The following is a 24,420-nucleotide window of genomic DNA, read 5'->3' on the forward strand; positions in this document are numbered from 1 at the left end:
ATGATTGCCTATGTCGGCCCCGACCTGCCGCAAGATGTGCTGACCGCCACGGGTGCCTGTTCCGGCCCGGTGGGATGGAATGTCGATCGGCCCCTTCCGGCGGCGGATCGCTGGCTCGAAAGCAAATTTCCGCTCTGGACGCGGTCCATCCTTCAGGATTGGGCGGATGGCGCGCTGAATGGGCGGGACGCCGTGCTCTTCTCGCGCGGTGACGATGCAGCGCAGCGGCTCTATTATTATATCTGCGAATTGCGGCAGCGGGGCGAGATTGCTGGTCCCGAACCGATGATCTTCGACACGGCCACGATCCAGCGCGCCAGCAGCGTCGCGCATATGGGCAAGGCGATCAGACGACTGACCGAACGCCTCGGCATCTACGATGACGCGCTGGAGCAAGGGATCGTGGCGACCAACGCGCTGCGGCTTGCCGCGCCGCAAGTCGGCGGCGACGCGCCATTGTGCCTGCTGGCGGGCACACCGCCGCCCGATACCCGCATCCATGCGATGATTGAGGCGGCCGGATGGCGCGCGGCCGGACCGACGCTGGCGCAAAGCTGGCAGAACCCCGGCGACCTTCGCGTGGAGGAAGGCAGCGGCGATCCATGTGCCGCGATCGCACGCCAGTTGCATGAGGCCGCGCAAGGCAGCCGGGCCTTTCGCGATCATGCCGACGCACTGTCGGCGCAAGCGCGGCAGGTCCGCGCATCGGCGGTCCTGTTATGGTTCGCGGAAGAGGATGAGGCACGCATCTGGCACTTGCCCGCGCAGCGGGACGCACTGGCCGACGCCAATATACCGACGCTCATCCTCACCCGCCGCGACTGGCGCGCGAACGATGGGGTGGCAGAGGAGATTGCGATATTTTTGAAGGAGTTAAAGGCATGACCCCGCTTGCAGGCCATCGCGTCGCCACATTGGGCGGCATGGCGGACCGCCCGCTGGCGCGCTTCCTGGCGTCGCTGGGCGCTGAACTGGGCGGAGGGGTCGAAGGCGCGTCCTTCGTCATCGACGATCTCGGCTTGGAAAGCCTGAAAGACGTCGCGATACCGAAGACGGCTGTGCATGTCTCGGTCACCACCTTCGGATCGGGCGGGCCGCGATCCGGCTGGAAGGGTGGCGAGTTCGTCGCGTCGGCCATGGGCGGGGCGCTGCGGGTGACGGGTGAACCCGACCTCCCGCCGGTCAAGGAAGCGGGCGATGCCTGCACCTTCCATGCGGACATGGTCGCGGCGAGTGGTGCGATGGCCGCCCATTATGCACGCGGCACGCATGGCAAGGGGCAGCATGTCGACATATCCATCCAGCAGGTAGCCTTCAGCCGTAATTTCAACGGGATATTGTGCTGGCAATTCGACCGGCGCAAACTGAAACGGGTCGGCGGCGCGCTTGCCTATGGCAAAGCGACGGTGCGCGCGATCTGGCGGCTGGCCGATGGATGGTGTTTCCATTCGCTGATGACCGGGCGACTGGGTGCGCCCGCCAATCAGGCTCTGTCCGACTGGATGGATGCCGTCGGCGCGCCCAATCCGCTGCACGGCACCGATTGGCTCAGCTATAACCGTTCCACCCTGCCCGCCGACACGCGCGCGGTGTGGGAAGCAGCCATCGACGCCTTCTTCCGGTCGCGCACCAAGGCGGAGATCGCGACCGAAGGGCTGCGGCGGGGGATCAATGCCTGTGTAGCGAACGAACCGGCCGATGTGCTGGCGGACCGGCATCTCGCCGCACGCGGCTTTTTCGACACGCCATCGGGCCTGCCGGAACGATTTGCCGCGATCCGCGCGGGTTCGGCGGTTGCCGCGCCTGCCATTCATACAGGCGATCGGCCGGGGCCATTGGCAGGTGTCCGGGTACTTGATTTCGCCTGGGCACTGGTCGGGTCGATCACGACCAAGACGCTGGGCGACCTGGGCGCGGAGATCGTGAAGATCGAAAGCCGCACGCGCCCGGATCTTGCCCGGTTGGATGTGCAGGTGTCCGCATCGCAGCCCGGCAATTGGGACGACAAGCCCTGGTTCGCCCATCTCAACTCGTCCAAGCGTAGCCTGTCGCTCAATATGAAGAAGCCGGAGGCGCGCGAACTCATCGATCCGCTGATCGACTGGGCGGACGTGGTGGTCGAAAATTTCTCGCCGGGCACGATGAAGAAGCTGGGGCTGGACTATGACGCGCTTTGCCAACGCGATCCGGGCATCGTGATGGTGTCGGGCAGCGTGTTCGGGCAGACCGGGCCGCTGGCGCAGGAATGGGGCGTCGATGGCACGGGTGGCGCCTTGTCGGGGCGCACCTTCCTGACCGGCTATCCGACGCGAGACCCGGTGATACCCGGCGCCGTGCCCTATGGTGATGTGATCGTGCCGTTCGTGATGGCAGGGGCCGTGGCAGCCGCGCTCCAGCACCGGCGCGAAACGGGACGTGGCGCGCATATCGATGCATCCATGTATGAAATCTGCGTGCAGCAGATGCGCGATAGCCTGTCCGCCGCGCGGCGCGGCGAGCGACCGCAACGGTCGGGCAATGCCGATCCGGGCGTCTTCTTTCAGGATGTGTTTCCGGCACGCGGCGAAGACCGCTGGGTCGCGATCAGCCTGTTCGATGAGGCGGATCGCGTGCGCCTGCACGCGATGACCGGTCCCGATGTCGCGGCATGGACCGCGCAGCGCGAGGACCATGCCATCGCCTCTACCCTTCAAGCGGCCGGTATCGCCTGCGGCGTGGTGCAGGATTGTGAGGATATGATCGACCTTGATCCGCAACTGGCCGGACGTGGCGCGCTGGTGACGCTCGATCATCCGATCCTGGGACCGTTCGGCCATATCGCGACCCCCATTTCCCTTTCCCGCGACAGGTTCGCACCCTTCCGCGCGCCTGGCATGGGTGAGCATGCCCATGCCATCGCCCGGACCCTGTGCGGGCTTGATGATGCGCGCATCGCCGAACTGGAAGCGGCAGGAGTTTTTCAATGAACGACATAATAGCCCCCCGCGCCACCGGTCAGCGCAGCCGCAAGGATCTGGCCTGCACCTCGGTCGCCAGCGCGTATCAGAAGCAATTTGGCGCGGACCTCAAACGGCGGGTCGTGGACGAAGGCGAACCCTTCGCCATCGTCCAGGCCGACACGCCGCACGAGATTTTCCATGTGATGGACATCCCCATCATCACCAACCAATGGTGGTCGGCCTATATCTCCGCCAAACAATTGTCCGGCCATTATTTCGACGTGATGGCGCGGCATGGCTATCCTGAAAACAGCTGCAAATATTGCTCGCTTGGCCTGGCCTGCACGCTGGCGAACGATCCCAAGACCGCGCCCTGGGGCGGATTGCCCAAGCCAACCGTGCTGGTCGCGCGCCTGACCTGTGACTGCATCCAGCATGTCTTTGGCCAATGGGCACAGGCGCTGGGCAGCGAATTTTTCCCGATGGAAGCGCCGGCATGGGAGCATAAGGAGGCCCATTGGTTCCAGCATAGTCGCAGCGCGTGGCGGCGGGTCTATGAGCCGGATCGCATCGCGCTGATGGTCGCGGAAATGCGCGATCTCATCAGCTTGTTGGAAAATCGCACTGGCCGCCGGTTCGACGAGGCGAAGCTGCATCACCTGATGGAGCGGATCAACGAACAGGAAGGCTATATCTGGGAAGCCGCGCAGGCGATCGGCAGCGCGCGCCCCTGCCCGGTGTCGATCGCCGAACAAATGCCCAATACGATGATTCCGCAATGGCATCGCGGGTCGGACTGGGCCGTCGCCCATGCCAGGCGCTTTCGCGACGAAGTCATGGAACGGGTGGCGAGCGGCGCGGGTGCGGCCGACAATGAACGCGTGCGGCTGATGTGGATCGGCGCGGGCGTGTGGCATGATCCGGGCTTTTATCAGGCGCTGGAAGAGCGACTGGGCGCGGTCTTCGTCTGGTCGATGTATATGCCCTTTGCCGGGCCACAATATATTCGCGAGTTGCAGGGCCAGCCGATGGATGCGCTGGCCAGCCGCATCTGTTCGATGAACGAAGTGCTGCATCTGCCGCCATGGATGAACGGGTGGATGACCAGCGAGGCGGAACGGTGCGGCATCGATGCCTGCGTCATCCTGCTGCCGCCCGACAACCGCCTGTCGCAATCGGGCACGAAACTGACGGCGCTTTCACTGGAAGCAGCGGGCGTTCCGGTGCTGGCGATCGACGCGGACATGGTGGATGCGGCCAATTGGAACCATGACGCGATGGTCGCGATGGTTGCCGACTTTCTGGCCGCGCGGGGGCTGGCGTGACGCTCCGCGCGCTGCTGTCCCTGTTGGTGCCGCTGTGCCTGATGACGGCGTGCGCCCGGCCGCTACCGCCCGGTGTGACGGAACTGACTTATGCGACGCCCTACAGCCCGAACCATCCGTTCAGCAAAGCGGACAAGGCATGGATGGAATTTGTCGAACACAAGTCGCAAGGGCGCATCCGCATTCGGCCGATCTGGTCGGGCGCGCTGCTGTCGTCGGACATGTCGATGGAGGAATTGCGCTATGGCGTGGCCGATGTCGGCCTCATCACGCCCATCTATGTGCGCGGCGGCACCCATCTGATCCGCATCCAGACCGGTTTCTACAGCGGAGCGGACAGCATCGACTCGCAGTTGAAACTCTATCGCTGCATCGCCGCGGCCAACCCGCAGATCGGCCATGAATTGCACGGGCTAAAGGTGCTAGCGGTCCAGGGCGGCTCGCTCGCCGGGATCGTCACGACCGACCGGCAGGTGCGCAATCTGGCCGACCTGCGCGGGCTGCGGCTGCGCGCGCCCACCGAATTGCTCACGGTGCTGGAGTCGCTGGGCGCGGACCCGGTCAACATGCCGATGGCGGATGTCTATTCGGCGATGGCCAAGGGGGTGATCGACGGCGTGATCGCGCCGGGCGACACGTTCAAGTCGCTGCATTTCGCGGAAGTGGCCAGCCATTATAACAACCTCGCTATCCCGCGTGGTGCCTATCCGGCAAGAGCGATAGGGCTGACACGATGGAACCGGCTGAGCGAGGCGGAGCGGGCGATCCTGACGCAGTCGCAAGCGGTGTGGGAGGATGCGCTGTCGCGCGAAATCCATGCGGCGCTGGTCAAGGGGCTGGAGGAAGCCAAGGCGCAGAAGGTGACGATCTCCGGCATGTCCGCACAGGAACAGGCGCGCTTCGATGCCCTCTATCTGCGCGATTCCGAAGGCAATGCCCGCAGCCTGTCGCGGTTTGGCATCGACGGGATGCAGGCGTTCCGAACGGCGCGGGCGGCAGTGCGCGGGCGCGACGATATACAGTGCGGAGGGAAGATATGACGCCTTTGATCGTGATCGCGGCGATGGCAACGATGATCGTCGGCACCGCATCGGCGCAGCCGACGCAGGACAAGGTCGCGCGCCGGATCGGCGATCCTGCAGGCACGGGGCGATGGCCTGCGGTCGCGGAAGGCTTTGCCGACGCGCCCGGCTATACGCTGTACCGTCCCGCCACATGGCCGCGCGAACGATTGCCGTTGGTCCTGTGGGGCAATGGCGGCTGCCGCGACAATGGCCTGTCGGCCAGCCATTTCCTGCGCGAAATCGCCAGTCACGGCTATATCGTGATCGCCAATGGCGCCCCACGCGAAGAACAGCCGCCGCTGACAGCCTTGCCGAACGAGGATGATGCGCCTGCACCGGTGGGGCCGCCACCGGCCAAGGCCGACGAAACGCAGGTGGATCAGTTGCTGGCGGCGATCGACTGGGCGACGCAGGGCATCCATCGCGATCATGTCGATGCACAGCGCATTGCGGTGATGGGGCATAGCTGCGGCGGATTGCAGGCGCTGGCCGCAGGCGCTGATCCGAGGATCGACACGGTCGTCGCATTCAACAGCGGGGTCTATAACCGGCCCGGCGGCGGTCTGAGCGGTGTCTGGATCACCAAGGATGATTTGAAGAAGCTCCACATGCCCGTTGCCTATATATTGGGCGGGCCATCCGACATCGCCTACCCCAATGGGAGCGACGACGTGGCGCGACTATCGCATGTCCCCGTCTTCTACGCGAACAAAGATACGGGGCATGGCGGCACATTTTCGCTCGTCAATGGCGGGGATTATGGTCGGGTCGCGGTCGGATGGCTCGACTGGCAATTGAAGCAGGATGCCGGTGCCGCCGCGATGTTCGTCGGTGCGGACTGCACCCTTTGCCAAGACCCCAGTTGGTCCATCATCCGCAAGCAATTCCCGGAGCAACCATGAACAAGCCGCTCGCGGGCATCCGCATCGCCGATTTCAGCCATGTCATGGCCGGTCCCTACGCCTCGCATCTTTTGCGTCTGATGGGGGCGGAGGTGATCAAGATCGAGCCGCCGCAGGGCGACAGCTTCCGGTCCTACAATGTCGATCCACGGTTCGAGGGCATGTCCCCGGCATTCATCGCCGCCAATGCGGGAAAGAAATCGATCGCCCTTGATCTGAAACAAGCCGACGATCTTGCGATCGCCCAGGGTATCGTGTCGCGCTGCGACGTCCTGCTCGAAAATTTCCGCCCCGGCGTGATCGATCGACTGGGGCTTGGCTATGATGCCGTCCGCGCGTTGAACCCGGACATCATCTTCTGCTCGGTATCGGGCTATGGGCAGGACAGTCCGCAACGGGACTGGCCCGCGATCGACAATATCGTCCAGGCTACCAGCGGCATGATGATGCTGAGCGGCGAAGAGGGCGATCCGCCTGTCCGCGTCGGCTTTCCCATCGTCGATACCTTGACCGGCCAGACTGCCGCCTTCGCCATCCTCTCTGCGCTGATCCGGCGCATGCAGGGTGACGGCGGCAGTTTCATCGACGTCTCCATGTTCGACGCCAGCCTGGCGTTCATGACGTCGGCGGTGACGCCCTTCCTGGTGACGGGGCGCGCGATGACGCGCATGGGCAATACCGGCTATAGCGGCCTGCCGACCGCATCGCTGTTCACGGCAAGGGACGGCCGCCAGGTGTCGCTGGGCGTCGTGCAGCCCAACCAGTTCGCCGCCCTCGCCCGCTTCACCGGCCGCGAGGATTGGTTGCGCAATCCGCTCTTTGCCACGCCGGAGGCGCGACGCGCGAATTTCGACGCCATGAAGGCGGAGTTGGAAACGGTCATCGCCACCCGCGACGCCGCTGATTGGGAAGCGGGCATGAGCGCGGCAGGCATACCCTGCGGCATGGTCCGCCGCGTGGACGAAGCCGCAGCCCTGGCGCGGCCGGACGCCTTATTGTCGTTCGATGGTCTCGGCGGGCCGGATGGCGCGATCCGCGCGCCAGGTGCTGGCTTTCGCCTGACGCCAGGCGCGCAGGAGGGCCAAATGCCGCCCCGACTGGATGAACATCGCGATGAAATATTGGATTGGCTCGGCGTTGCCGACGATCGATAGCCACGGATATCCGCGTTAACCGGCTATATTTTGTCCCATCGATATCAGGTCGTCGCTCCCTTCAAATCCTCAGAGCAACCAGTGGCGCAGGCCTAAGGATAGCAGCCCAAGGGCCGCGATGCTCGCGGCCCAGATGCCGATGAACCAGCCGATTTGGCGTAGCTGTTTACGCATCAGTGATAGCCATCGCTGCCGACCTTGCCGCGGAACACCCAATAGGCCCAGGCGGTGTAGGCGAGGATGATCGGGACGAGTACCGCGCCGCCGACCAGCATGAAGAGCTGGCTGCGATAGGGGGCGGCGGCTTCCCAGATGGTGACGCGCTCTGGTATCACATAGGGCCAGATCGAAATGCCAAGGCCAAGCAGGCACAGCCCGAACAGGGCGAGCGCCCAGAGGAAGGGCTGCGCGTCCTTGCGTTGGGAAAGGCTGCGGTAGAAGAGCGCGGTGACGATGATCGTCGCCAGCGGTACTTGCGCGGTGGCCAGCACGCCGGGCCAGGCCAGCCAGCGGCTTTGATAGCTGCCCTCCAGCGTCAGCGTGGCCAGGCTCACCGCGCCGATCACGACCAGCATGACGATGCCCAGCCGCCCGGCATAGGTCACGGCCTGGCGCTGCAAGCCGCCCTCGGTCTTCCAGTTGAGCCAGCAGGCGCCGAGCAGCGCATAGCCGACCATCAGGCCAAAGCCGGTGAGCAGCGAGAAGGGCGAGAGCCATTCCCACCAGCCGCCCGAATAAGCGCGGCCTTCGACACTGATGCCCTGCAGCAAGGCACCCAGCGCAATCCCTTGGGCAAAGGTGGCGACGGCGGACCCGCCGGTGAAGGCGCGGTCCCACCAGGCGCGATGCGCGGGATCGCGCCAGCGAAACTCGAACGCGACGCCGCGCAGCACGAGGCCGAGCAGCATGGCGATTAACGGCGCATAAAGGGCGGGCAGGATGATGGCATAGGCGAGCGGAAAGGCGGCAAGCAGCCCGCCGCCGCCCAGCACCAGCCAGGTTTCATTGCCGTCCCATACCGGCGCGATGCTGTTCATCGCGGTGTCGCGGTCCTTGCCCACCTTGAACAGCGGGAAGAGCAGGCCGATGCCGAGGTCGAACCCGTCCATCACGACATAGGCGATGATCGCAAAGCCGATGATGGCGGCCCAGATGACGGTCAGGTCGATCATGCTTCGCCTCCTTCGATGGCGGGTGCGGGGGTGATGCCTGCGGTGCGGATCGGCGCGCCGTCCAGCGTGCTTTCATGCGCTTCGGGCGGCTTCTTCATCAGGTGCAGCAGATACCAGATGCCCATGCCGAAGACGCTGAAATAGACGATGACGAAGGCCAGCAGCGAGGCCGCAACCGCGGGCGCATCCAGCGGTGAGGCACTTTGCGCGGTGCGCAGCAGGCCGTAGACGGTGAAAGGCTGCCGCCCGACTTCGGTCACAATCCATCCCGCCAGCACGGCGACGAACCCCGATGGCCCCAGCACCAGTGCGGCGCGATGCAGCCATGGCCAGTCATGCAGCTTGCCGCGCCAGCGCGCGATCAGGCTCCACAGGCCCAGCCCCAACATCGCAAAACCGATGCCGACCATGACGCGAAACGCCCAGAAGACGATCCCGACCGGCGGCTGATCGGCTTCCGGCACGGTGTCGAGCCCCTTCATCGGCGCATTGAGGTCATGCTTGAGGATCAGCGACGATGCCTTGGGAATGGAGACTGCATAATCGACCCGCTTGTTGGCGCTGTCGGGGATGCCGAACAGGATGAGCGGCGCGCCGTCGGGGTGGCTGTCATAATGGCCTTCCATCGCCATCACCTTGACCGGCTGATGCTCCAGCGTGTTGAGACCGTGCATGTCGCCCGCGAAAATCTGGATCGGCGCGACGATCGCCGCCATCCACATCGCCATGGAGAACATGGTCCGCGCGCCGGGGTTGGTCCGGTCCTTGAGCAGATGCCAGGCCCCCACGCCGCCGACCGCAAAGGCCGTGGTCAGATAGGCGGCCAGGACGGTGTGAACCAGGCGATAGGGGAAGCTGGGGTTGAAGATGATCGCCATCCAGCTGGGTCCGGGCAGGAACTGGCCGTTCGCGCCGATCTCGTAACCGGTCGGCGTTTGCATCCAGCTGTTGACCGACAATATCCAGAAGGCGGAGATGAAAGTGCCGATGGCGACCGCGCAGGTGGCGGTGAAGTGCAGCTTGCGCCCGACCTTGTTGATGCCGAACAGCATGACGCCCAGGAAACCGGCCTCCAGGAAGAAGGCAGTCAGCACTTCATAAGCCATGAGCGGGCCGATGACCGGACCCGCCTTGTCGGAGAAGACCGACCAGTTGGTGCCGAACTGATAGGACATGACGATGCCCGACACGACGCCCATGGCGAAGACGACGGCGAAAATCTTGAGCCAGTAGCGGAAGAGATTGGCATAGACGCCCTTGCCGGTGGCGAGCCACAGCCCCTCCAGCACCATCAGGAAACTGGCGAGGCCGATCGAAAAGGCCGGGAAGAGGAAATGGAAGCTCACCGTGAAGGCGAACTGGGCGCGGGCGAGGATCAGGGCGTCTAAGGAGTCGAACATTGGACATGTCCTTTCGCCCGATCTTGTACCAGATGGGCAGGGATAAAGAGATAGGTCAGATTGTCAGAGGCCGGGCAGGAAGGCAGCCGCGCTGCGCCAGAGCATGTAAAGGGCGACGACGAAGATCAGGATCGCAAAGACGGTGGTCAGGCGCCCGGTCTTGGCCCCCAGCCGCTCGGCCAGCCGCGTGCCGCCGACGCTGCCGACGACCCCACCCGCCACGAACACCGCGGCGAGCGGCCAGTCGATCAGCCCGGAAGAGGCATAGTTGGCGGCCGTGGTGAGGCCGAACGCCGTAACGGCGACGAGCGACGTGCCGACCGCCATCAGCATCGGCATGCCGGTCGAGGCGACCAAGCCCGGCACGATCAGGAAACCGCCGCCAATGCCGAAGAAGCCGGAAAACAAGCCCGACCCAAGGCCATAGCCGACCACCTTGGGCGCTTTTTCGCGATTGCATTCTGCGCCCGGATTGCCCGCATTGCCGCGCCCCTTGAGCATCAGCACGCCGACCAGCAGCATGACGAGCGCGAACAGGGCCAGCAATTTGTCGCCATCCACCATCTTGCCAAAGGTCGATCCGGCGAGCGCGCCGACGATGCCCGCCGCGGCATAGATGCCGCCGCAGCGCCATTTGACATGATGGGCGCGGGCATGGCTGGCAAGGCCCGTCGCGGCATTGATGGCAACGGCGAGCGCGCTGGTGCCGATGGCGACATGCGGGTTGGGCACGCCGACCAGATAGACCATCAGCGGCACGGCCAGGATGGACCCGCCGCCGCCGACCAGACCCAGCACGAAGCCGACCAGGCTACCCGACAGGCCGCCCAGCAGATATTGGGTCAGGTCCATCATGACCGCGACTCGATCGGCTGGGGCTTGACCATCCACTCGCGGCCCTTGAGCATTCCATGCCAATAGACTGGCGGCAGGATGGTATCCTTGAGCAGCCAGGACAGGCGTGACGGGCGGGTGCCGTCGATCAGCCAGTTGGGGAAGCTGGGCATCAATTTGCCGCCATAGCCGAACTCGGCCAGCACGATCTTGCCGGCCTCCACGGTCAGCGGACAACTGCCATAGCCGTCATAGGCCGCGACCGGGGGATGGCCATCAAGCGCGGCCAGCGCGTTCACCGCGACCACCGGCGCCTGCTTGCGCGCGGCGGCCATCGTCTTGGCATTGGATGCGGAACAGGCATCGCCGAGCGCGAAAATATCGGGGTAGTGCGGGTGGCGCAGCGTCGCCTCGTCCACCGCGACGAAGCCGGAGGGGGCGGCGAGCAGACTGTTGCGGATGAAGTCCGGCGCGACCTGCGGGGGGACGACATGGATCATGTCATAGCGTTCCGCCACGCGCTTGACGCCATCGCCGTCCGCCTGCTCGAAAATGGCGGTCTTGGCCGGGCCATCAATCTCCACCAGCTTCGACCCGAAATTGAGGTGAATGCCGTAGCGATCGACATAGTCCATCAGCGCCGGGACATAGGCGGCGACCCCGAACAGCGCTGGACCGGCGGTGTGGAACTGCACGTCGCTTTGCGCCAGCACGCCCGCTTTTTCCCAGCGGTGGCAGGACAGATACATCGCCTTTTGCGGTGCGCCTGCGCATTTGATCGGCATGGGTGGTTGGGTGAAGAGTGCGCGTCCGCCCTTGAACGCCTTGGCCAGGCGATGGGTATAGGGGGCCAGATCGTAGCGATAATTGGACGTGACGCCATCATGGCCCAGCGCATCGGCGAGGCCCGGAATGGCGTTCCAGTCGAGCTTGATGCCGGGGCAGACGATCAACACGCCATAGCCGATCCGCCGCCCGTCATCGAGCAGCACCTGTTTGTCATCGGGCTGGAAATGGCTGACCGACCCCTTGATCCAGGTCGCGCCGTTCGGGATCAGGTGCGCCTCGCTACGCCGGGTAAAGCCGCTGTCGAACACGCCCGCGCCCACCATCGTCCAGCCGGGCTGATAATAATGATCGTCGCTCGGTTCGACGATGGCGAGGCGGATGCCCCGGCGGCGCTTGAGGATGCTGGCGGCCGTGGCGATCCCGGCGCTGCCGCCGCCGATGATCAGGATATCATAAGGGGTGGCGTCCTGTCCGGCGACCAGTGCGTCCGCCATCGCCGCCAGTTTTTCGGCGCGCGCGCCTGACCGGCAATAGCCCAGCACCGGGCCAGGGAGGGTATCGAGCGCGTGGCGCATCGCCTGCGCATCGGCATCGGTCATCGCGCCGGGGGTTACGGGGATGTGCGCGAAAGCGAGGCCAGCGGCTCTGGCAACCGCACCGATGTCGGCAGCGGTCGGCTGGCCATCCTCCTCGCCATCGGGGCGGTTGCAGATGATCGCGCGAAATCCGTCGCGCGCGGCCTGTTCGACATCGTGCGGCGTCAGTTGCGGGGCCGTGCCGAAGGCTGGGGTCAGCCGCTTGATATCCATGATGATCCTCCTTGGTCCGGCGTGCCGGTTATGGTCTTGACGTGACGCGGTGCAGCGCCATGCCGCCCAGCATGGCCAGCACGAAGGGAGCGACCGCCGCCGGGGCGAGCGCCAGGCTGGCGAGGGCGGGGCCGGGGCACAGGCCGCCTATGCCCCAGCCGATGCCGAACAGGATCGCGCCGAGCGCAAGTTTGCCGTCGATCCCTCTGGTTTCGGGCAGGTTGAACTGCTGATCGGCAATGGGGCGCTCGATCCGCTTCTGCACCATCCAGGCAAACGCCATCGGGATCATCGCGCCGCCCATGACGAAGGCCAGCGTCGGATCCCACGGTCCCAACAGGTCGAGAAAGGCGCGCACCCGCATCGGATCGGCCATGCCCGATAGGGCAAGGCCCGCGCCGAACAGCGAACCGGACAGTAGCGCAAGGATGACCCGCATCACAAAAGTCCCGCCAAACGGAGGATCGCCACGGTGGCAAAGCCGCTGCCCATGAACAAAGCGGTGGCGGTGAGCGAGCGGCGCGACAGGCGCGACACGCCGCATACGCCATGGCCGCTGGTGCAGCCTGACCCCAGCCGCGTGCCATAACCGACGATCAGGCCGGCAACGATCAGCAGGGCGGGCGCGGGGTAGCTGGCCGGGACGCCGCCCGACAGCAGCGCCACGACCAGCGCACCCAATGGCAAGCCGAGGATGAAGGCGATGGCGACGCTGCGCGGTGCGCCGCCCTGCGTGAAGCCAACGGCCCGCGCCGCAAGCCCGCTGACGCCCGCGATCCGGCCGAGGCCGAGCAGCATGATCGCCGCCGCCACGCCGATCATCAGCCCGCCGATGAGGCCCGCCACCGGCTGCGCATCGGGAAAGCCGGGGATCATAGCTGGTTCACCGGGATCTTGAGATAGGCGACGCCATTATCCTCGGCGACCGGCAGATGGCCCGCGCGCATGTTGACCTGAACCGAGGGCAGGATCAGGCGCGGCATGTCCAGCGTGCGGTCGCGCGCTTCGCGCATGGCGACGAATTCGTCTTCGGTTATGCCGTCATGGGCGTGGATATTGGCCCGGCGCTGGTCCGCCACGGTCGTTTCCCAGACATAATGGTCGCGGCCTGCGGGTAGATAGTCATGGCACAGGAAGAGCCGGGTTTCGGGCGGCAGTTCCAGCAACCGGCGCATCGACCGGAACAAGGTGCGCGCGTCGCCGCCGGGGAAGTCGGCGCGCGCGGTGCCATAATCGGGCATGAACATGGTATCGCCCACGAATACCGCATCGCCGATCACATAGGCGACGCAGGCCGGGGTGTGGCCGGGCACATGCAGCACGGTGACCGACAGGGTGCCGATTGCGAAACTGTCACCATCGGCCCACAGATGGTCGAAGTCCGATCCATCGCGCGGAAATTCCGCGCCGACGTTGAACAGCTTGCCGAACATATGCTGCACCTCGCAGATATGCGCGCCAATCGCGATCTTCCCGCCCAGCTTCTGCTGGAGATAGGGAGCCGCCGAGAGATGATCGGCATGGGCGTGGGTTTCCAGATGCCAATCGACGGTCAGCCCCTCCGCCTCGACATAGGCGATCACCGGATCGGCGGATTCGACATTCGTGCGGCCGGAAGCGGGATCATAGGTCATCACGCTATCGATCACGGCGGCGCGATGCGTCTGCGCGTCATGCACGACATAGGTCACGGTGAAGGTCGGCGGATCGAAGAAGGACTTGATCACGGGCACGCCTTCGCGGGCGGCGAGGATCTGCGTCTGGGCTTTGGTCAATGCGGGGTCGGACATGCGACTTTCCTTTAGTTTCATATTTACATGAATCATGTATATGTATAGAGCTAGGCCGTCAAGGGGTTGCCTCATGGTGGCCAGGATTGCAGGACGACAGGCATGAACGAAGTGATGACAGATGGACGGCGGCCGGTGCGGATCGGCGACATGGCCCCTGATTTCCGTGCCCGATCGACCAAGGGCGATTTTCAACTCTCGGCGCTGCGCGGCCAATGGGTGATCTTCTTTTCGCACCCCGCCGATTTCACGCCGGTATGCAGCACTGAGTTCGCCGCGCTGGCGCGGCGTCAGGCGGATTTCGACGCGCTCGATTGCAAGCTGGTCGGCCTGTCGGTGGACAGCCTCTATGCCCATCTCGCCTGGGTCCGCGCGCTGCGCGATCTGTTCGGCGTGGGAATCGACTTTCCCATCATCGAAGATCCCAGCATGGCGGTCGGCCGCGCCTATGGGATGATCGATGACTCAGCCGTCGACAGCATGGCCATGCGCTCGACCTTCTTCATCGATCCGCAGGGGGTCGTTCGCGCGACGACCTGCTATCCGCATAATGTCGGCCGCTCGGTGGACGAGATGCTGCGCCTGTTGCGCGCGTTGCAGCGGGTCGATGGCGCAAGCAGCCTGACGCCTGAGGGCTGGACGGACGGTCAGCCGCTATTGCTGCCCGCCGCTGACGGGACCGATGCAGCACCCGACTGGTTCTGCCGGTTCGAGGCGTCCGCATGAGCGCGCTTTATGTGGATCGCGACGCCGCGGCGTTGGCCGCTGAAAAGATCAAGGTCTTCGCCCAGCCGCAGCGGTTGATGATCCTGTCCTGCCTGCTGCGCGGCGAACGCAATGTCGGCGAGATCGCCGAGATCACGGGCATCGGCCAGCCAGCGCTCAGCCAGCAACTGGCCGAACTGCGCCGCGCCGACCTGGTGCAGAACCGCAAGGAGGCCAAGCAGGTCTGGTATATGCTCGCCGACGATGGCGTGGCGCTCTGCGTCCGCACGATCGAGGCAATATTCGCAGGCGATGGCGCACCGTCTTTGCCAACCGTCGAACCGACATCCTTACCCGCGCCGACGATCGACGGTGTGGCGGCCTTTGCCCGCATTATACACTAGGCGCGTTCGCCGGTCCGACCCCATTTTGGCTTGGCGACATAGGAGATAGCGGAACAAATCAGATCCTACTCCATGCACGGATATGTATAATTCTCACATAAATATGCAATGATATTGAGTATATTTCACTCTTGGCCAGCATCCGCTGTCTGCAGGGGAGATTCCATATGCTCACACGTCGCCTGTTTCTGGGAGCGTCGACCGCCACCGCGCTTCTAACATCGTCCCTGGTGCGCGCGCAGATCAAGGTGAATCCGTTCACACTGGGCATCGCGTCCGGCGCGCCGCGTGATACCAGTGTGATCCTGTGGACCCGGCTTGCGCCTGACCCGCTGAAAGGCGGCGGCATGCCGTCGAGCGACGTGCCGGTCCGCTACCGGGTCTGGGCCGATGCGGAACAGCGCAGGCTTGTCCGCGAGAGTGAGGCTGTTGCGCGCGCGAGCGAAGGCCATTCGGTGCATGCGCTGATCGAGGGACTGCAGCCGGGTCGCGAATATTGGTATCAGTTTACGGTGGGTGCGTTCGAGACGGCTATCGGCCGGACCCGCACCAGCAATCGCCGCGATCCGTCGGTCAAGCTGGCGGTTGCCAGCTGTCAATCCTGGCAGAGCGGCTATTTCAACGCCTTTGCCGATATGGCGGCCTGGGCGCCGGACTGCGTGATCCATGTCGGCGATTATATCTATGAAGGGGGTATCAGCCCGCTGGGCGAGCGTCGCGTCGATCTGGCCGGAGAACAGCGCGTCTTCCGCACCGTGCGTCAGCATAATAGCGCGGAAATCGTGAGCCTTTGGGATTATCGCAACCGCTATGCGCTCTACAATTCTGACCCCGCGCTCCAGGCGGCGCGGGCGGCCAGCCCGTGGATCGTCGCCATGGACGATCATGAAATCGACAATAATTGGGCAGGCGATACGCCGCAGGATCCCGAAGCGCAGACGCCGCTGGAATGGAAGGTCCGCAAACTGGCCGCCTTGAAGGCCTATTATGAGCATATGCCGATCGAAAAGCCGCCGATCATCGACGGGATCGAGAGCAGTCTGCAGATGTATGGTCTGTATCGCTTTGGCCCGGCGCAGGTGCATCTGCTCGACACCCGCCAGTTTCGCGCCGATCAGGTGTGCGGTGATGGCTTTCCGGGGCAAGTGCCGTGCGCGGAAGCGGCTCGTCCCGACCGGTCGATGCTGGGGGCGACGCAGGAACAATGGCTTTATGGGGCGCTGAATCGATCGGACGCGGCGTTCAACGTACTGGCATCTCAATGCTGGTTGTCACCCTATCGCTACAATAAGGCGCCAGAGCCTGCCGCGGTGAACTTCGACAGTTGGGATGGCTATCCTGTCGCGCGTCAGCAGTTGCTGGATGTTTTGGGCGATGGCGTGGCCAATCCTGTGGCGATCAGCGGCGATTGGCATTGTGCGGCGGCCATGACGATGCATGCCGAGCCGTTAAACGCCAAATCCCGCAGGATCGGGCATGAATTTGCCGGAACGTCGATCGCATCGGAATGTCCATGGGCTGGGGCGATGGAGCAATCGCGCGCTGATAACCCGCATGTGCGCCATTATAATGGCCGTCAGCGGGGCTATTGCCGGTTCGAGGTGGACGGCAAACATTGGACCACGGCCTATCGCGTGGTCGCGGACCAATATGATGCCAAGTCCGCCGTTTCGACCGAGATAGAGATGCGCGTCGCCGACCTGTAGGCTGGTCATGAAAAAGGGGGCTGGCCGATGTCTCGGCCAGCCCCCTTTTTTGCCTTTGCTCGGCTTCAGGCCCGCATGAGCGGGTCGCTGATGCCGTGGCGTCCGGTTTCGACCCGTCCGGCCAGGTGGATGTCCATGCCCGCCATGGCGACGGTCAGATCATACCAGTCTTCGCTCTTCGCCACCGGCCAGCGTTCGTTGGTGCTGCTGCCGCCTATGACCATGACCGCCCGGTCGGCCTGAACCCCATAGGCATCCTTGCCCAATGTGACGCTGGCAGGGGTCGATCCATCGGACGCGAGACGCAGGCGCATGGCCTTGCCCGCCGCATCATAACGGGCGGTGAGGACCGGCGCGGCGGCGGCCTGCGCCAGATCGCCAGTGAAGCCCCGGACGAAGCCATTGGGACCAAGCACGATGAGGTCGAAGCGGCCCTGATCGTTGGCGGCCCATTGATCGTTCAGCGATTTGCCCGCTTCCACCGTGTAGCGGCGCGGGATCTGATGCAGCCTATGCTTGTCATAGACGTGGAAGACGGCACCGGCGCGTCCTTCATTGGTGAATGTCAGGGTTAGAGCATCCTTCGTCGCGACGGCATCGACGTGGAGGATGTAGGGCAGGGCGCGCGATCGGCGGATACCCGCTTCCTGATACATGTCCTGCGGCGCGCGCGGCGGCAGCGCCTTGGGACGGGCAAGATGATCGGCCAGGATCGCGCTGGCGGCGCTGACATCGGGCAGGTCGGGGAAAGTGGCATCGCTACTCTGGCTGAAATCGAAGCAGCTGGTCAGGTCGCCACAGACAGCGCGATGCCATGGGCTGATGCCGGGGATCGTGACACCGAAGCGTTTTTCGAGGAACTGGCCGACCGAAGTGTGATCGAATATCTCGCTGTTGACCCAGCCGCCCCGGCTCCATGGCGAAACGACATACATGGGCACGCGCGGGCCAAGCCCCCAGGGCCGTGTCGTGCCGCTCACATCGTCATCGCGCGACGTATATTTATCCTCATGATCGTCGAAATATTCGCCCGCCAGGTCGAGCGTCGCCTTGCCCGCCATCGTGCCGTCGCGATTATAGGACGGCGGCGCGGGCGGCGGCACATGGTCGAACAACCCGTCATTCTCGTCGAACGTCTGAAAGAAGACGGTCTGGCTCCACAGGTCCGGGTTGGCAGTGAGCGCGTCCAGAACCTCCGCCGTGAAGGCCGCACCCTCGATCGGGGTGGAGGCGCTGGGATGTTCCGATCGCTCCTTGGGCGGCAAGATCCAGGTTACGGCAGGCAGCGTGCCGTCCTTCACATCCTTGGCGAACTGTTCGAGCGAAAAGGCGCTCATGCCGCGCTGATAGAGGGCAGAATCCGGCTTGGCATCGCGGAACCCCTTGAAGGCGAGGCCGCCATGCATCGCGCCGGTCCAATTGTCGTTAGGGTCTTGATAGATGCGCCAGTCGACCCCGGCCGCCTCCAGCACTTCGGGAATGGTCGCCCATTCCAGCGCATTGCCGGCATAGGTGTAGCCAGGCTCCGGCAGTGCGCCCTTGATCCAGCAGCGCAGATTATTGGGTTCCGAATGCGTGTCCCGGCAATTCACGCCCTTGGCCGCGATGGCGGGATCGAAGCTGGAGCCGGACCAGAAGACGATGCGATTGGGGTCGGTGCCGCTGGTGACCGAACAATGATAAGCGTCGCAGATGGTGAAGGCCTCGGCGAGCGCAAACTGGAAGGGAATATCCTGCCGCTTGTAATAGCCCATCGAATAATCGGTCTTATATTTGGGCCACAGACCGAATTTGCCCTGATTCCAGGCGGCCTGCGCGTCGGAAAAGCTGTGTGGGGTGCCCGGCACCTTGAGTGCGTTGGTCCGCTCCGTATCCAGATGGAAGGGCGGCAGGTCGCGCGCGCCGTTGGATTGCCACCAGACCGGGCGATTGTCGGGCAGGGGGATGGGATGGCGATCGCCAAAACCCCGCACCCCTTTGAGCGTGCCGAAATAATGATCGAAGGACCGGTTTTCCTGCATCAGGATGACGATATGCTTCACGTCCTTGATCGTGCCGGTCACGCGCTTGGGCGCGATGGCCAGTGCCCGCCCGATGCTGCCCGGTATGGCCGCCATGGTCCCCGCCACGCTGGCGGTCTTGAGGAAATCGCGTCTGTTCTTCAGGGACATGGCCGCTCCGATCGATAGGATGGGGGGTTATAAAAGGGATTTGCGTAGCCGTCCGGCGCTGCGATCCAGCAGCAGAACGACGATGAAGATCGCGATCAGGATGGTGCCGACATGGCCATATTCATACATGTCGTAGCGGCCCTTGAGTTCCTGACCGATGCCGCCCGCACCCACCAGCCCGATTACGGTCGCCATGCGGACATTCCGGTCGAGGATGTAGAGGGTGTAGGCGATATATTGGGGCAGCACCTGGGGCAGGATGGCATAGCGCCACATCAACATCTTGCCCGCGCCGATGGCGGTCAGGGCTTCCTGTGGCCGGGGGTCGGCATTTTCGGCATCGTCGGCATAGAATTTGCCGAGGAAACCTGCGCCATAGAGGCCAAGCGCCAATATGCCCGCGATCGGGCCGAAACCATAGGCGATGACGAGAAACAGGGCGCTGACCAGTTCGGGAATGGCGCGGCAAAAGCCGATGATGCCGCGCGCCATCATGCGGATGGCCGCAAAGCGCATCATGTTGCGCGCGCCCAGCAACGCCAGCGGAAAGCCGATGAGAATGGCGACGATCGTGCCCCAGAGCGCGATTTCCAGCGTCTCCAGCATCTTGGCCGCGACCAGCCAGACATAGCCCAGCGGTTGCACCAGATAGGTCGTTCGGACCGGGCGGCTTTCCATCCGCATCGTTTGCGGATTGATCGTTTCCGCGCGACGTTCCACGACCTCGACATGGGAAAGGAATGGCAGGTCGGTTGGATCGAAACCCTCGATCCGGCTGATCTCCTGCCGCTCGGAAAGCTGGATGGGAACGAGCTGGCCGATGGCGTTGCCAAGGCCGTCGGCGACCTGTGATTGCTCGGCCAGGCCGAATTGCACGGCAACGGCCTGCGTCGTCATCATCACCATCCGGCCGATTTCGACGCGCTGGCCCGTATACCAAAGCAGCAGGGCCGCGCCGATCAGCGCCAGTATCGTGCCGCTGCCATAGGGGCGCGGGTAGGACCAGCGGGTGGGCGCCTGCGCGGTCATGCCAGCACCGCCTGGACCGGGGCGGAGGCATCCTGCTTTGCATAGATGCGCTTGGCGTCATAGTCGTCGAACATCGCGGGCGGGCCGTCGAACACGACCCGGCCACCCTGCAGGGCGACGATCCGGTCGGCATAATCGCGTGCCAGATCGACCTGATGTAGGCTGCACAGCACGGTCGCGCCCCGTTCGCGCGCCTGCGTCCGCAACAGATCCAGCACCTCGCGGCTGAGCCGGGGATCGAGGCTGGCGACCGGTTCGTCGGCCAGGATGATGGCAGGGTCCAGCATGAAGGCGCGCGCGATGCCGACGCGCTGTTGCTGGCCACCCGACAGCCGATCGGCACGGCGGGCAAGATGCGCTTCGTCCAGGCCGACAGCCGCGATGAGGGCACAGGCCTTGTCCTGCAAGGCCGGGGTATAAAAGCCCGACAGCGCCCGCCAGAAGGGCATGGCAGGCACCGCGCCGGCCATGACATTGGTGGCGACGCTGGCCCTGGCGGTCAGGCCATAATGTTGGTGAACCATGCCGATGCGGCGACGCAAGAAGGGCAGGGTCTTGCGATCGACCGGCTTGCCGCCCACCACCACGCGACCGCCGGTTATGGCGGACAAGCCATTGACGGTGCGCAGCAGGGTGGACTTTCCGGCACCCGAATGGCCCAGCACGACGCCAAATTGCCCCGCAGGGACCGTGAAGGACACACCATCCAGCGCGCATGTGCCGTCGGGATAGTGAACGGTGGTGCTATCGAAACGAATATCCATCATCGTTGCGCCGATTTCTTGAGGATTTCCGCCTTCAGCGCATCGCTGACCATCGCCATCTTCTGCGCGGCGGGGGTGAATTTGGCGGCGGGGAAATGGGCGTCATAGCCATCGACCTGCCCCCCGCCATAGCCCCGGATCATCTCTTGCGTGATGCCGGGTTCATGGGCGATATTCTGGAATGCGGATTGCAGCCGGTTGCGGGTCGCGGCCGGTAGTTTGCTGTTCACGACCAAGGGGGGGTAGGGAATGGGATCGCTGCGCGCGATGATCTTCACATCGCGAACGCCCGGCACATTCTCCCGCACCGCCTTTTCATAGCTTTCGAAGGAGAGGGCTGCGACGTCGACCTGCCCCTGCAACAAGGCGGCGAGGCTGCTGGCATGGCTGCCGGTCAGGCGAACCTCTTTCAGATCCTTGGCCGGATCGATCCCCGCATCCATCAACATGGTCATCGGGAAAATGAAGGACGAGGTCGAATTGACGTCGCCAAACGCCACGCGCTTGCCCCGCACGTCGGCGGCGGTGGCGATGGCGGCGTCCTTGTGTGCGAATAGCCCGGCATAATAGACCGAGGCACCGGATTTGACCGCCACCGCCAGCAATTCGGCGCAACCGCGATCCTTCGCCTGCAAATAGGTGACGGGGCCGACAAAGGCGATGTCGGCCGCGCCGTTGCACATTCCCTCGACCACCGCGCCATAGGATTGGGCGACTTTCAGGTCGAAGGTCAGGCCGGTGTTACGGGACACGGCGTTGAAGATCGGCTGATAGTCCGCCAGCGTCCCGCTTTCCGTGCCGCCATCGGCGGGAATGAGCAGAACCTGCAAGGCTTGCGTCTTCTGGCTTTGCCGGGTCGCCCAAAACAGGCCGACCCCGCCCGCCATCAGCACCAAGATCGCCGCGATCATCCACCGTTTCATATGCACATCCTTCCTATCCCGCTCCGTCGGAGCGGCGGACGGAATAGGTCGGGGCTGTGACATGACGGTGAATGCTCTGTCATATGGGCGATCAGAAGCTGGTGGTGAAGGAGGCGTAGACGGCGCGGGGTTTGCCCTCGAATTCATAGCCGTAGAAATAGGCGTCGCTGTTCGCCGCAATTTCGCCGCGCAGGAAGGCGGAACTGAAGCGCATATTGCCGTAGCCATAGCGTTCGGCATATTTGGTGTTGGTGATGTTGACGACGCGAAGCTGGAAGCGATGCTGCCGCTCGTCGCCCGCCCAATAGGCAATCGACCCGTTCATGACGAAATAATTGCCGAAATTGTTGCGGAACCGGGCGGCCATGCTGCCATCGGGTTGGCGAACATTGCCGCCGCCGGTCGCATATTCCGGCCCCTGATAGCGCGGTAGCAGGGTGACGTGGAACCGGTCATTCGCGCTATGCCAGGCGACATTGCCGGTGATCATATATTCCGGCGTCTCGTTGATCTGAAGATCGGTGCCCGCGAGGCGCGCCTGTTGCTTCGTGTAGTTGATGTTGGCCGTGAACTGCTTGCCGAGGATAAAATCCATGTCCGCGGTGATGCCCCGAATTTCGGTGACGGCGCTGTTGTTGAACCATGTGTTAGGCGTCAGGCCCGACGTACCCTGGATACGGTTGCTGATGTCGGTGCGGAACGCGCCAACTTCGGCATTGATCTGCACGCCGCCGAAGGCTTTGCTGAACCCCACCGCGCCATTATAGGTTTCGGTCGTTTCGGTCTGCAGATTGGGGTTGCCGACCTGGGTCGGGCTGACCGAGAAAAGTTCGTTGGTGCGCGGCAGGCTGTAGGACGTGCCGCCGTTGCCGCGAATGTAGAAGGGACCGATCGGCTGGCGGAAGCCGAATTTCCAGATGGTCTTGGAATCGAAGCTCTTGGCGAAATCGGTGCGGACCGCGAGCGAAATCTTGGTATCCGGGCTGAAGGGGATGACTGGCCGCGCGTCCAAATAAAGACCCGTGATCGTCGTGGAAGCATCGCCGACCGGGAAGACCGGATCGGAGTCATCCTTGTAGGATACGACCTGGACCCCCGCGACGAATTCGACCAGCTTGGGGAAGGTGAAGGTGTTGCGGAAATTGAGACCCCGCTCCTGAAAGCCGCCAACCTTGGAGTCCGCGCCGAAACCCTTGTTGGGATAAGGGGTCGACCGGCCCGTGGCGTCGCCGAAGCGGATCGGCTGGCCCTTCACATCGACACACCCTGCGCGATTGGTGCAGGTTTCGGCGAAGGTTTCAGTATTGTTGAGCCGTGGGTTGCTCCAATAGCCGGTCAGTTCGGAGTAGATCGCATCGGACCAGCGCCGGTCGATCGAGAAATCGATGATCGGGTAGCGGACCCGGTTCGGCGAGAAGGTTTCATTGTCCGGGAACGGATCCTGAAATTCGATCTGGGTATATTGGCCGTTGAGCCGGAAGTTGGTGTCGTCGTCGATCTTCCAGAGATATTTGACGCCGATATTGTTGCGGTTGAGCGGATATTTCTGGATGCCGCCAGCTTTGGCGACGTTGTCGACATAGCTTTCCGGCGCGAAGATGCGCGGGCCGTCGGTCTGCTGGCTGCTGCCATAGACCATGACACTATGCCGCCCTTCGGCATCCAGCGCGAATTTGGCATTGCCCCACAATTCGCGCGAATTGAACTCGCCATAGCTTGCGCCCAATTCCACCTTGTTGGTGCCGTCGGGACGCTTGGTGACCAGACTGATGACGCCGATGCCGCCGTTCGATCCGAAGAAGAGGCTGTTGCCGCCACGGAATACTTCGACGCGTTCGATCATGTGCGGGTCGATCGTCGTCGATCCCCAAATATCTTCCAGCGCCGGGCCACGATCGTACAGCGGCACGCCATCAAGGACGACGAGCGTGTCGCGGTCGCCGCCGCCGTCGAGGCGAATGGTATATTCGCCCTCGTCCGGCGAATAGCCGATATTGGCACCCTTGATGAGGAATTGGGCCAGTTCCGCGAAGTTGCTGGCACCGCTGGCGGCGATCGCTTCGGAACTGACGATCTGGATATTGTTGCCAAAGGCGATGGCATCGGCCGCCACTTTGGTCGCTTCGACGCGCTGGCCGGTCACGATGATCGATGAAGCAGCAGCCTCGGCTTCGGCGGTTGCTTCGGCAGCGGCGGGTGCCTGGGCGATGGCCGTTGTCGGCAGCAGGCTGGCCCCCAGCAACAGGCCAAGATGCACCGCGCCGAATTTCGATCGGCCGTAAGGACGTGAATGTTTCACCATGACAATACCCCCAAAAATGTTCGGGTTGCCGGGGCAGCAGCATGTCGTGGAACCGACTCGATGCTGCAGCGCGTCAACCGCTTGCAGGGGTCAAGTAGGAGGCCGATGTGACAGTTGAATGAACATTACTCAATTTTATATCGCATTAAAAATGAGTTTGCTGTGGTGGGAAGGCACGCAGCGTTGAGCCCGATTAAAATACACTCAATTTTGCAGGGCGACGAAATGCTGTTAGAGG

22 protein-coding genes are annotated in these 24,420 nt (G+C 63.7%); 9 read left to right on the forward strand and 13 right to left on the reverse strand.

What is annotated here, in order from left to right; all coding sequences use genetic code 11:
• Genes ACZ2HM_RS16765 through ACZ2HM_RS16790 form a run of 6 tightly spaced genes read left to right on the forward strand, consistent with a single transcriptional unit; the run spans position 1 to position 7,384 of the window.
• Positions 1-885, forward strand: a complete 885-nt coding sequence (locus ACZ2HM_RS16765; RefSeq protein ID WP_470425762.1) for a hypothetical protein — start codon at positions 1-3, stop codon at positions 883-885.
• Positions 882-2,966: a CaiB/BaiF CoA-transferase family protein gene (locus ACZ2HM_RS16770; RefSeq protein ID WP_470425763.1), complete on the forward strand. Its 2,085-nt coding sequence runs from the start codon at positions 882-884 to the stop codon at positions 2,964-2,966. The genes ACZ2HM_RS16765 and ACZ2HM_RS16770 overlap by 4 nt, the downstream gene beginning before the upstream one ends.
• On the forward strand, positions 2,963-4,264 hold the full coding sequence (locus ACZ2HM_RS16775) for a 2-hydroxyacyl-CoA dehydratase subunit D (RefSeq protein ID WP_037474934.1): 1,302 nt from the start codon (positions 2,963-2,965) through the stop codon (positions 4,262-4,264). Before ACZ2HM_RS16770 ends, ACZ2HM_RS16775 begins: the two co-directional genes overlap by 4 nt.
• Complete coding sequence (gene dctP / locus ACZ2HM_RS16780) at positions 4,261-5,304, forward strand: TRAP transporter substrate-binding protein DctP (protein WP_237748826.1); 1,044 nt, start codon at positions 4,261-4,263, stop codon at positions 5,302-5,304. Before ACZ2HM_RS16775 ends, dctP begins: the two co-directional genes overlap by 4 nt.
• Positions 5,301-6,230: an alpha/beta hydrolase gene (locus tag ACZ2HM_RS16785; RefSeq protein WP_037474937.1), complete on the forward strand. Its 930-nt coding sequence runs from the start codon at positions 5,301-5,303 to the stop codon at positions 6,228-6,230. Before dctP ends, ACZ2HM_RS16785 begins: the two co-directional genes overlap by 4 nt.
• Positions 6,227-7,384 (forward strand): CaiB/BaiF CoA transferase family protein, encoded by a 1,158-nt coding sequence (locus tag ACZ2HM_RS16790; protein WP_037474939.1) that lies wholly within the window; start codon positions 6,227-6,229, stop codon positions 7,382-7,384. Before ACZ2HM_RS16785 ends, ACZ2HM_RS16790 begins: the two co-directional genes overlap by 4 nt.
• 69 nt (positions 7,385-7,453) lie before the next feature.
• On the opposite strand, the gene ACZ2HM_RS16795 is transcribed toward ACZ2HM_RS16790, so the two are convergent.
• The 8 genes from ACZ2HM_RS16795 to ACZ2HM_RS16830 form a co-directional block, all read right to left on the reverse strand.
• The gene (locus ACZ2HM_RS16795; protein ID WP_076605484.1) at positions 7,454-7,558 is read right to left on the reverse strand and encodes a DUF2474 family protein; all 105 of its coding nucleotides are present in this window, start codon (positions 7,556-7,558) and stop codon (positions 7,454-7,456) included.
• The gene (gene cydB / locus ACZ2HM_RS16800; protein WP_037474943.1) at positions 7,558-8,556 is read right to left on the reverse strand and encodes a cytochrome d ubiquinol oxidase subunit II; all 999 of its coding nucleotides are present in this window, start codon (positions 8,554-8,556) and stop codon (positions 7,558-7,560) included. The genes ACZ2HM_RS16795 and cydB overlap by 1 nt, the downstream gene beginning before the upstream one ends.
• A complete protein-coding gene (locus ACZ2HM_RS16805) occupies positions 8,553-9,956 on the reverse strand; it encodes a cytochrome ubiquinol oxidase subunit I (RefSeq protein WP_037474946.1) in 1,404 nt (467 codons plus the stop codon). The genes cydB and ACZ2HM_RS16805 overlap by 4 nt, the downstream gene beginning before the upstream one ends.
• A gap of 63 nt (positions 9,957-10,019) precedes the next feature.
• A complete protein-coding gene (locus ACZ2HM_RS16810; RefSeq protein WP_470425764.1) occupies positions 10,020-10,811 on the reverse strand; it encodes a sulfite exporter TauE/SafE family protein in 792 nt (263 codons plus the stop codon).
• Positions 10,808-12,388, reverse strand: coding sequence for a bifunctional protein tyrosine phosphatase family protein/NAD(P)/FAD-dependent oxidoreductase (locus ACZ2HM_RS16815; RefSeq protein WP_470425765.1), 1,581 nt, complete (start codon positions 12,386-12,388; stop codon positions 10,808-10,810). Before ACZ2HM_RS16815 ends, ACZ2HM_RS16810 begins: the two co-directional genes overlap by 4 nt.
• Positions 12,389-12,416: 28 nt before the next feature.
• The gene (locus ACZ2HM_RS16820; protein WP_470425766.1) at positions 12,417-12,827 is read right to left on the reverse strand and encodes a DUF6691 family protein; all 411 of its coding nucleotides are present in this window, start codon (positions 12,825-12,827) and stop codon (positions 12,417-12,419) included.
• The gene (locus tag ACZ2HM_RS16825; RefSeq protein ID WP_037476462.1) at positions 12,827-13,264 is read right to left on the reverse strand and encodes a YeeE/YedE family protein; all 438 of its coding nucleotides are present in this window, start codon (positions 13,262-13,264) and stop codon (positions 12,827-12,829) included. The genes ACZ2HM_RS16820 and ACZ2HM_RS16825 overlap by 1 nt, the downstream gene beginning before the upstream one ends.
• Positions 13,261-14,178 (reverse strand): MBL fold metallo-hydrolase, encoded by a 918-nt coding sequence (locus ACZ2HM_RS16830; protein ID WP_037476460.1) that lies wholly within the window; start codon positions 14,176-14,178, stop codon positions 13,261-13,263. The genes ACZ2HM_RS16825 and ACZ2HM_RS16830 overlap by 4 nt, the downstream gene beginning before the upstream one ends.
• Positions 14,179-14,280: 102 nt before the next feature.
• Between ACZ2HM_RS16830 and ACZ2HM_RS16835 the strand changes: the two genes are divergently transcribed.
• The 3 genes from ACZ2HM_RS16835 (at position 14,281) to ACZ2HM_RS16845 (ending at position 16,993) form a co-directional block, all read left to right on the forward strand.
• Entirely contained in the window at positions 14,281-14,904 is a 624-nt protein-coding gene (locus ACZ2HM_RS16835; RefSeq protein ID WP_037476458.1) for a peroxiredoxin, read from the forward strand.
• Positions 14,901-15,287, forward strand: coding sequence for an ArsR/SmtB family transcription factor (locus ACZ2HM_RS16840; RefSeq protein WP_037476456.1), 387 nt, complete (start codon positions 14,901-14,903; stop codon positions 15,285-15,287). Before ACZ2HM_RS16835 ends, ACZ2HM_RS16840 begins: the two co-directional genes overlap by 4 nt.
• 167 nt (positions 15,288-15,454) lie before the next feature.
• Positions 15,455-16,993: an alkaline phosphatase D family protein gene (locus ACZ2HM_RS16845; RefSeq protein ID WP_037476454.1), complete on the forward strand. Its 1,539-nt coding sequence runs from the start codon at positions 15,455-15,457 to the stop codon at positions 16,991-16,993.
• Between the two features lie 65 nt (positions 16,994-17,058).
• Here the strand turns inward: ACZ2HM_RS16845 and ACZ2HM_RS16850 are convergent, their stop codons facing one another.
• From ACZ2HM_RS16850 to ACZ2HM_RS16870, 5 genes are all read right to left on the reverse strand, one after another.
• Complete coding sequence (locus ACZ2HM_RS16850; protein WP_037476452.1) at positions 17,059-19,164, reverse strand: phosphocholine-specific phospholipase C; 2,106 nt, start codon at positions 19,162-19,164, stop codon at positions 17,059-17,061.
• A 27-nt stretch (positions 19,165-19,191) separates the two neighbouring features.
• On the reverse strand, positions 19,192-20,193 hold the full coding sequence (gene phnE, locus ACZ2HM_RS16855) for a phosphonate ABC transporter, permease protein PhnE (protein WP_470425767.1): 1,002 nt from the start codon (positions 20,191-20,193) through the stop codon (positions 19,192-19,194).
• Positions 20,190-20,960, reverse strand: a complete 771-nt coding sequence (locus ACZ2HM_RS16860) for a phosphonate ABC transporter ATP-binding protein (protein WP_470425768.1) — start codon at positions 20,958-20,960, stop codon at positions 20,190-20,192. The genes phnE and ACZ2HM_RS16860 overlap by 4 nt, the downstream gene beginning before the upstream one ends.
• Positions 20,957-21,880, reverse strand: coding sequence for a phosphate/phosphite/phosphonate ABC transporter substrate-binding protein (locus ACZ2HM_RS16865; protein ID WP_470425769.1), 924 nt, complete (start codon positions 21,878-21,880; stop codon positions 20,957-20,959). The genes ACZ2HM_RS16860 and ACZ2HM_RS16865 overlap by 4 nt, the downstream gene beginning before the upstream one ends.
• A gap of 91 nt (positions 21,881-21,971) precedes the next feature.
• On the reverse strand, positions 21,972-24,182 hold the full coding sequence (locus ACZ2HM_RS16870; protein WP_470425770.1) for a TonB-dependent receptor plug domain-containing protein: 2,211 nt from the start codon (positions 24,180-24,182) through the stop codon (positions 21,972-21,974).
• Between the last annotated feature and the right edge of the window lie 238 nt (positions 24,183-24,420).

The organism is Sphingobium sp. KKT206, from assembly GCF_055640555.1.

Bases quoted from the DNA above. Each gene is read 5' to 3' on its own strand.
- ACZ2HM_RS16765 (WP_470425762.1), top strand. From the start codon at position 1: ATGATTGCCTATGTCGGCCCCGACCTGCCGCAAGATGTGCTGACCGCC.
- ACZ2HM_RS16770 (WP_470425763.1), top strand. From the start codon at position 882: ATGACCCCGCTTGCAGGCCATCGCGTCGCCACATTGGGCGGCATGGCG.
- ACZ2HM_RS16775 (WP_037474934.1), top strand. From the start codon at position 2,963: ATGAACGACATAATAGCCCCCCGCGCCACCGGTCAGCGCAGCCGCAAG.
- ACZ2HM_RS16785 (WP_037474937.1), top strand. From the start codon at position 5,301: ATGACGCCTTTGATCGTGATCGCGGCGATGGCAACGATGATCGTCGGC.
- ACZ2HM_RS16790 (WP_037474939.1), top strand. From the start codon at position 6,227: ATGAACAAGCCGCTCGCGGGCATCCGCATCGCCGATTTCAGCCATGTC.
- ACZ2HM_RS16795 (WP_076605484.1), bottom strand. From the start codon at position 7,558: ATGCGTAAACAGCTACGCCAAATCGGCTGGTTCATCGGCATCTGGGCC.
- cydB (WP_037474943.1), bottom strand. From the start codon at position 8,556: ATGATCGACCTGACCGTCATCTGGGCCGCCATCATCGGCTTTGCGATC.
- ACZ2HM_RS16805 (WP_037474946.1), bottom strand. From the start codon at position 9,956: ATGTTCGACTCCTTAGACGCCCTGATCCTCGCCCGCGCCCAGTTCGCC.
- ACZ2HM_RS16810 (WP_470425764.1), bottom strand. From the start codon at position 10,811: ATGATGGACCTGACCCAATATCTGCTGGGCGGCCTGTCGGGTAGCCTG.
- ACZ2HM_RS16815 (WP_470425765.1), bottom strand. From the start codon at position 12,388: ATGGATATCAAGCGGCTGACCCCAGCCTTCGGCACGGCCCCGCAACTG.
- ACZ2HM_RS16820 (WP_470425766.1), bottom strand. From the start codon at position 12,827: ATGCGGGTCATCCTTGCGCTACTGTCCGGTTCGCTGTTCGGCGCGGGC.
- ACZ2HM_RS16825 (WP_037476462.1), bottom strand. From the start codon at position 13,264: ATGATCCCCGGCTTTCCCGATGCGCAGCCGGTGGCGGGCCTCATCGGC.
- ACZ2HM_RS16830 (WP_037476460.1), bottom strand. From the start codon at position 14,178: ATGTCCGACCCCGCATTGACCAAAGCCCAGACGCAGATCCTCGCCGCC.
- ACZ2HM_RS16835 (WP_037476458.1), top strand. From the start codon at position 14,281: ATGAACGAAGTGATGACAGATGGACGGCGGCCGGTGCGGATCGGCGAC.
- ACZ2HM_RS16840 (WP_037476456.1), top strand. From the start codon at position 14,901: ATGAGCGCGCTTTATGTGGATCGCGACGCCGCGGCGTTGGCCGCTGAA.
- ACZ2HM_RS16845 (WP_037476454.1), top strand. From the start codon at position 15,455: ATGCTCACACGTCGCCTGTTTCTGGGAGCGTCGACCGCCACCGCGCTT.
- ACZ2HM_RS16850 (WP_037476452.1), bottom strand. From the start codon at position 19,164: ATGTCCCTGAAGAACAGACGCGATTTCCTCAAGACCGCCAGCGTGGCG.
- phnE (WP_470425767.1), bottom strand. From the start codon at position 20,193: ATGACCGCGCAGGCGCCCACCCGCTGGTCCTACCCGCGCCCCTATGGC.
- ACZ2HM_RS16860 (WP_470425768.1), bottom strand. From the start codon at position 20,960: ATGATGGATATTCGTTTCGATAGCACCACCGTTCACTATCCCGACGGC.
- ACZ2HM_RS16865 (WP_470425769.1), bottom strand. From the start codon at position 21,880: ATGAAACGGTGGATGATCGCGGCGATCTTGGTGCTGATGGCGGGCGGG.
- ACZ2HM_RS16870 (WP_470425770.1), bottom strand. From the start codon at position 24,182: ATGGTGAAACATTCACGTCCTTACGGCCGATCGAAATTCGGCGCGGTG.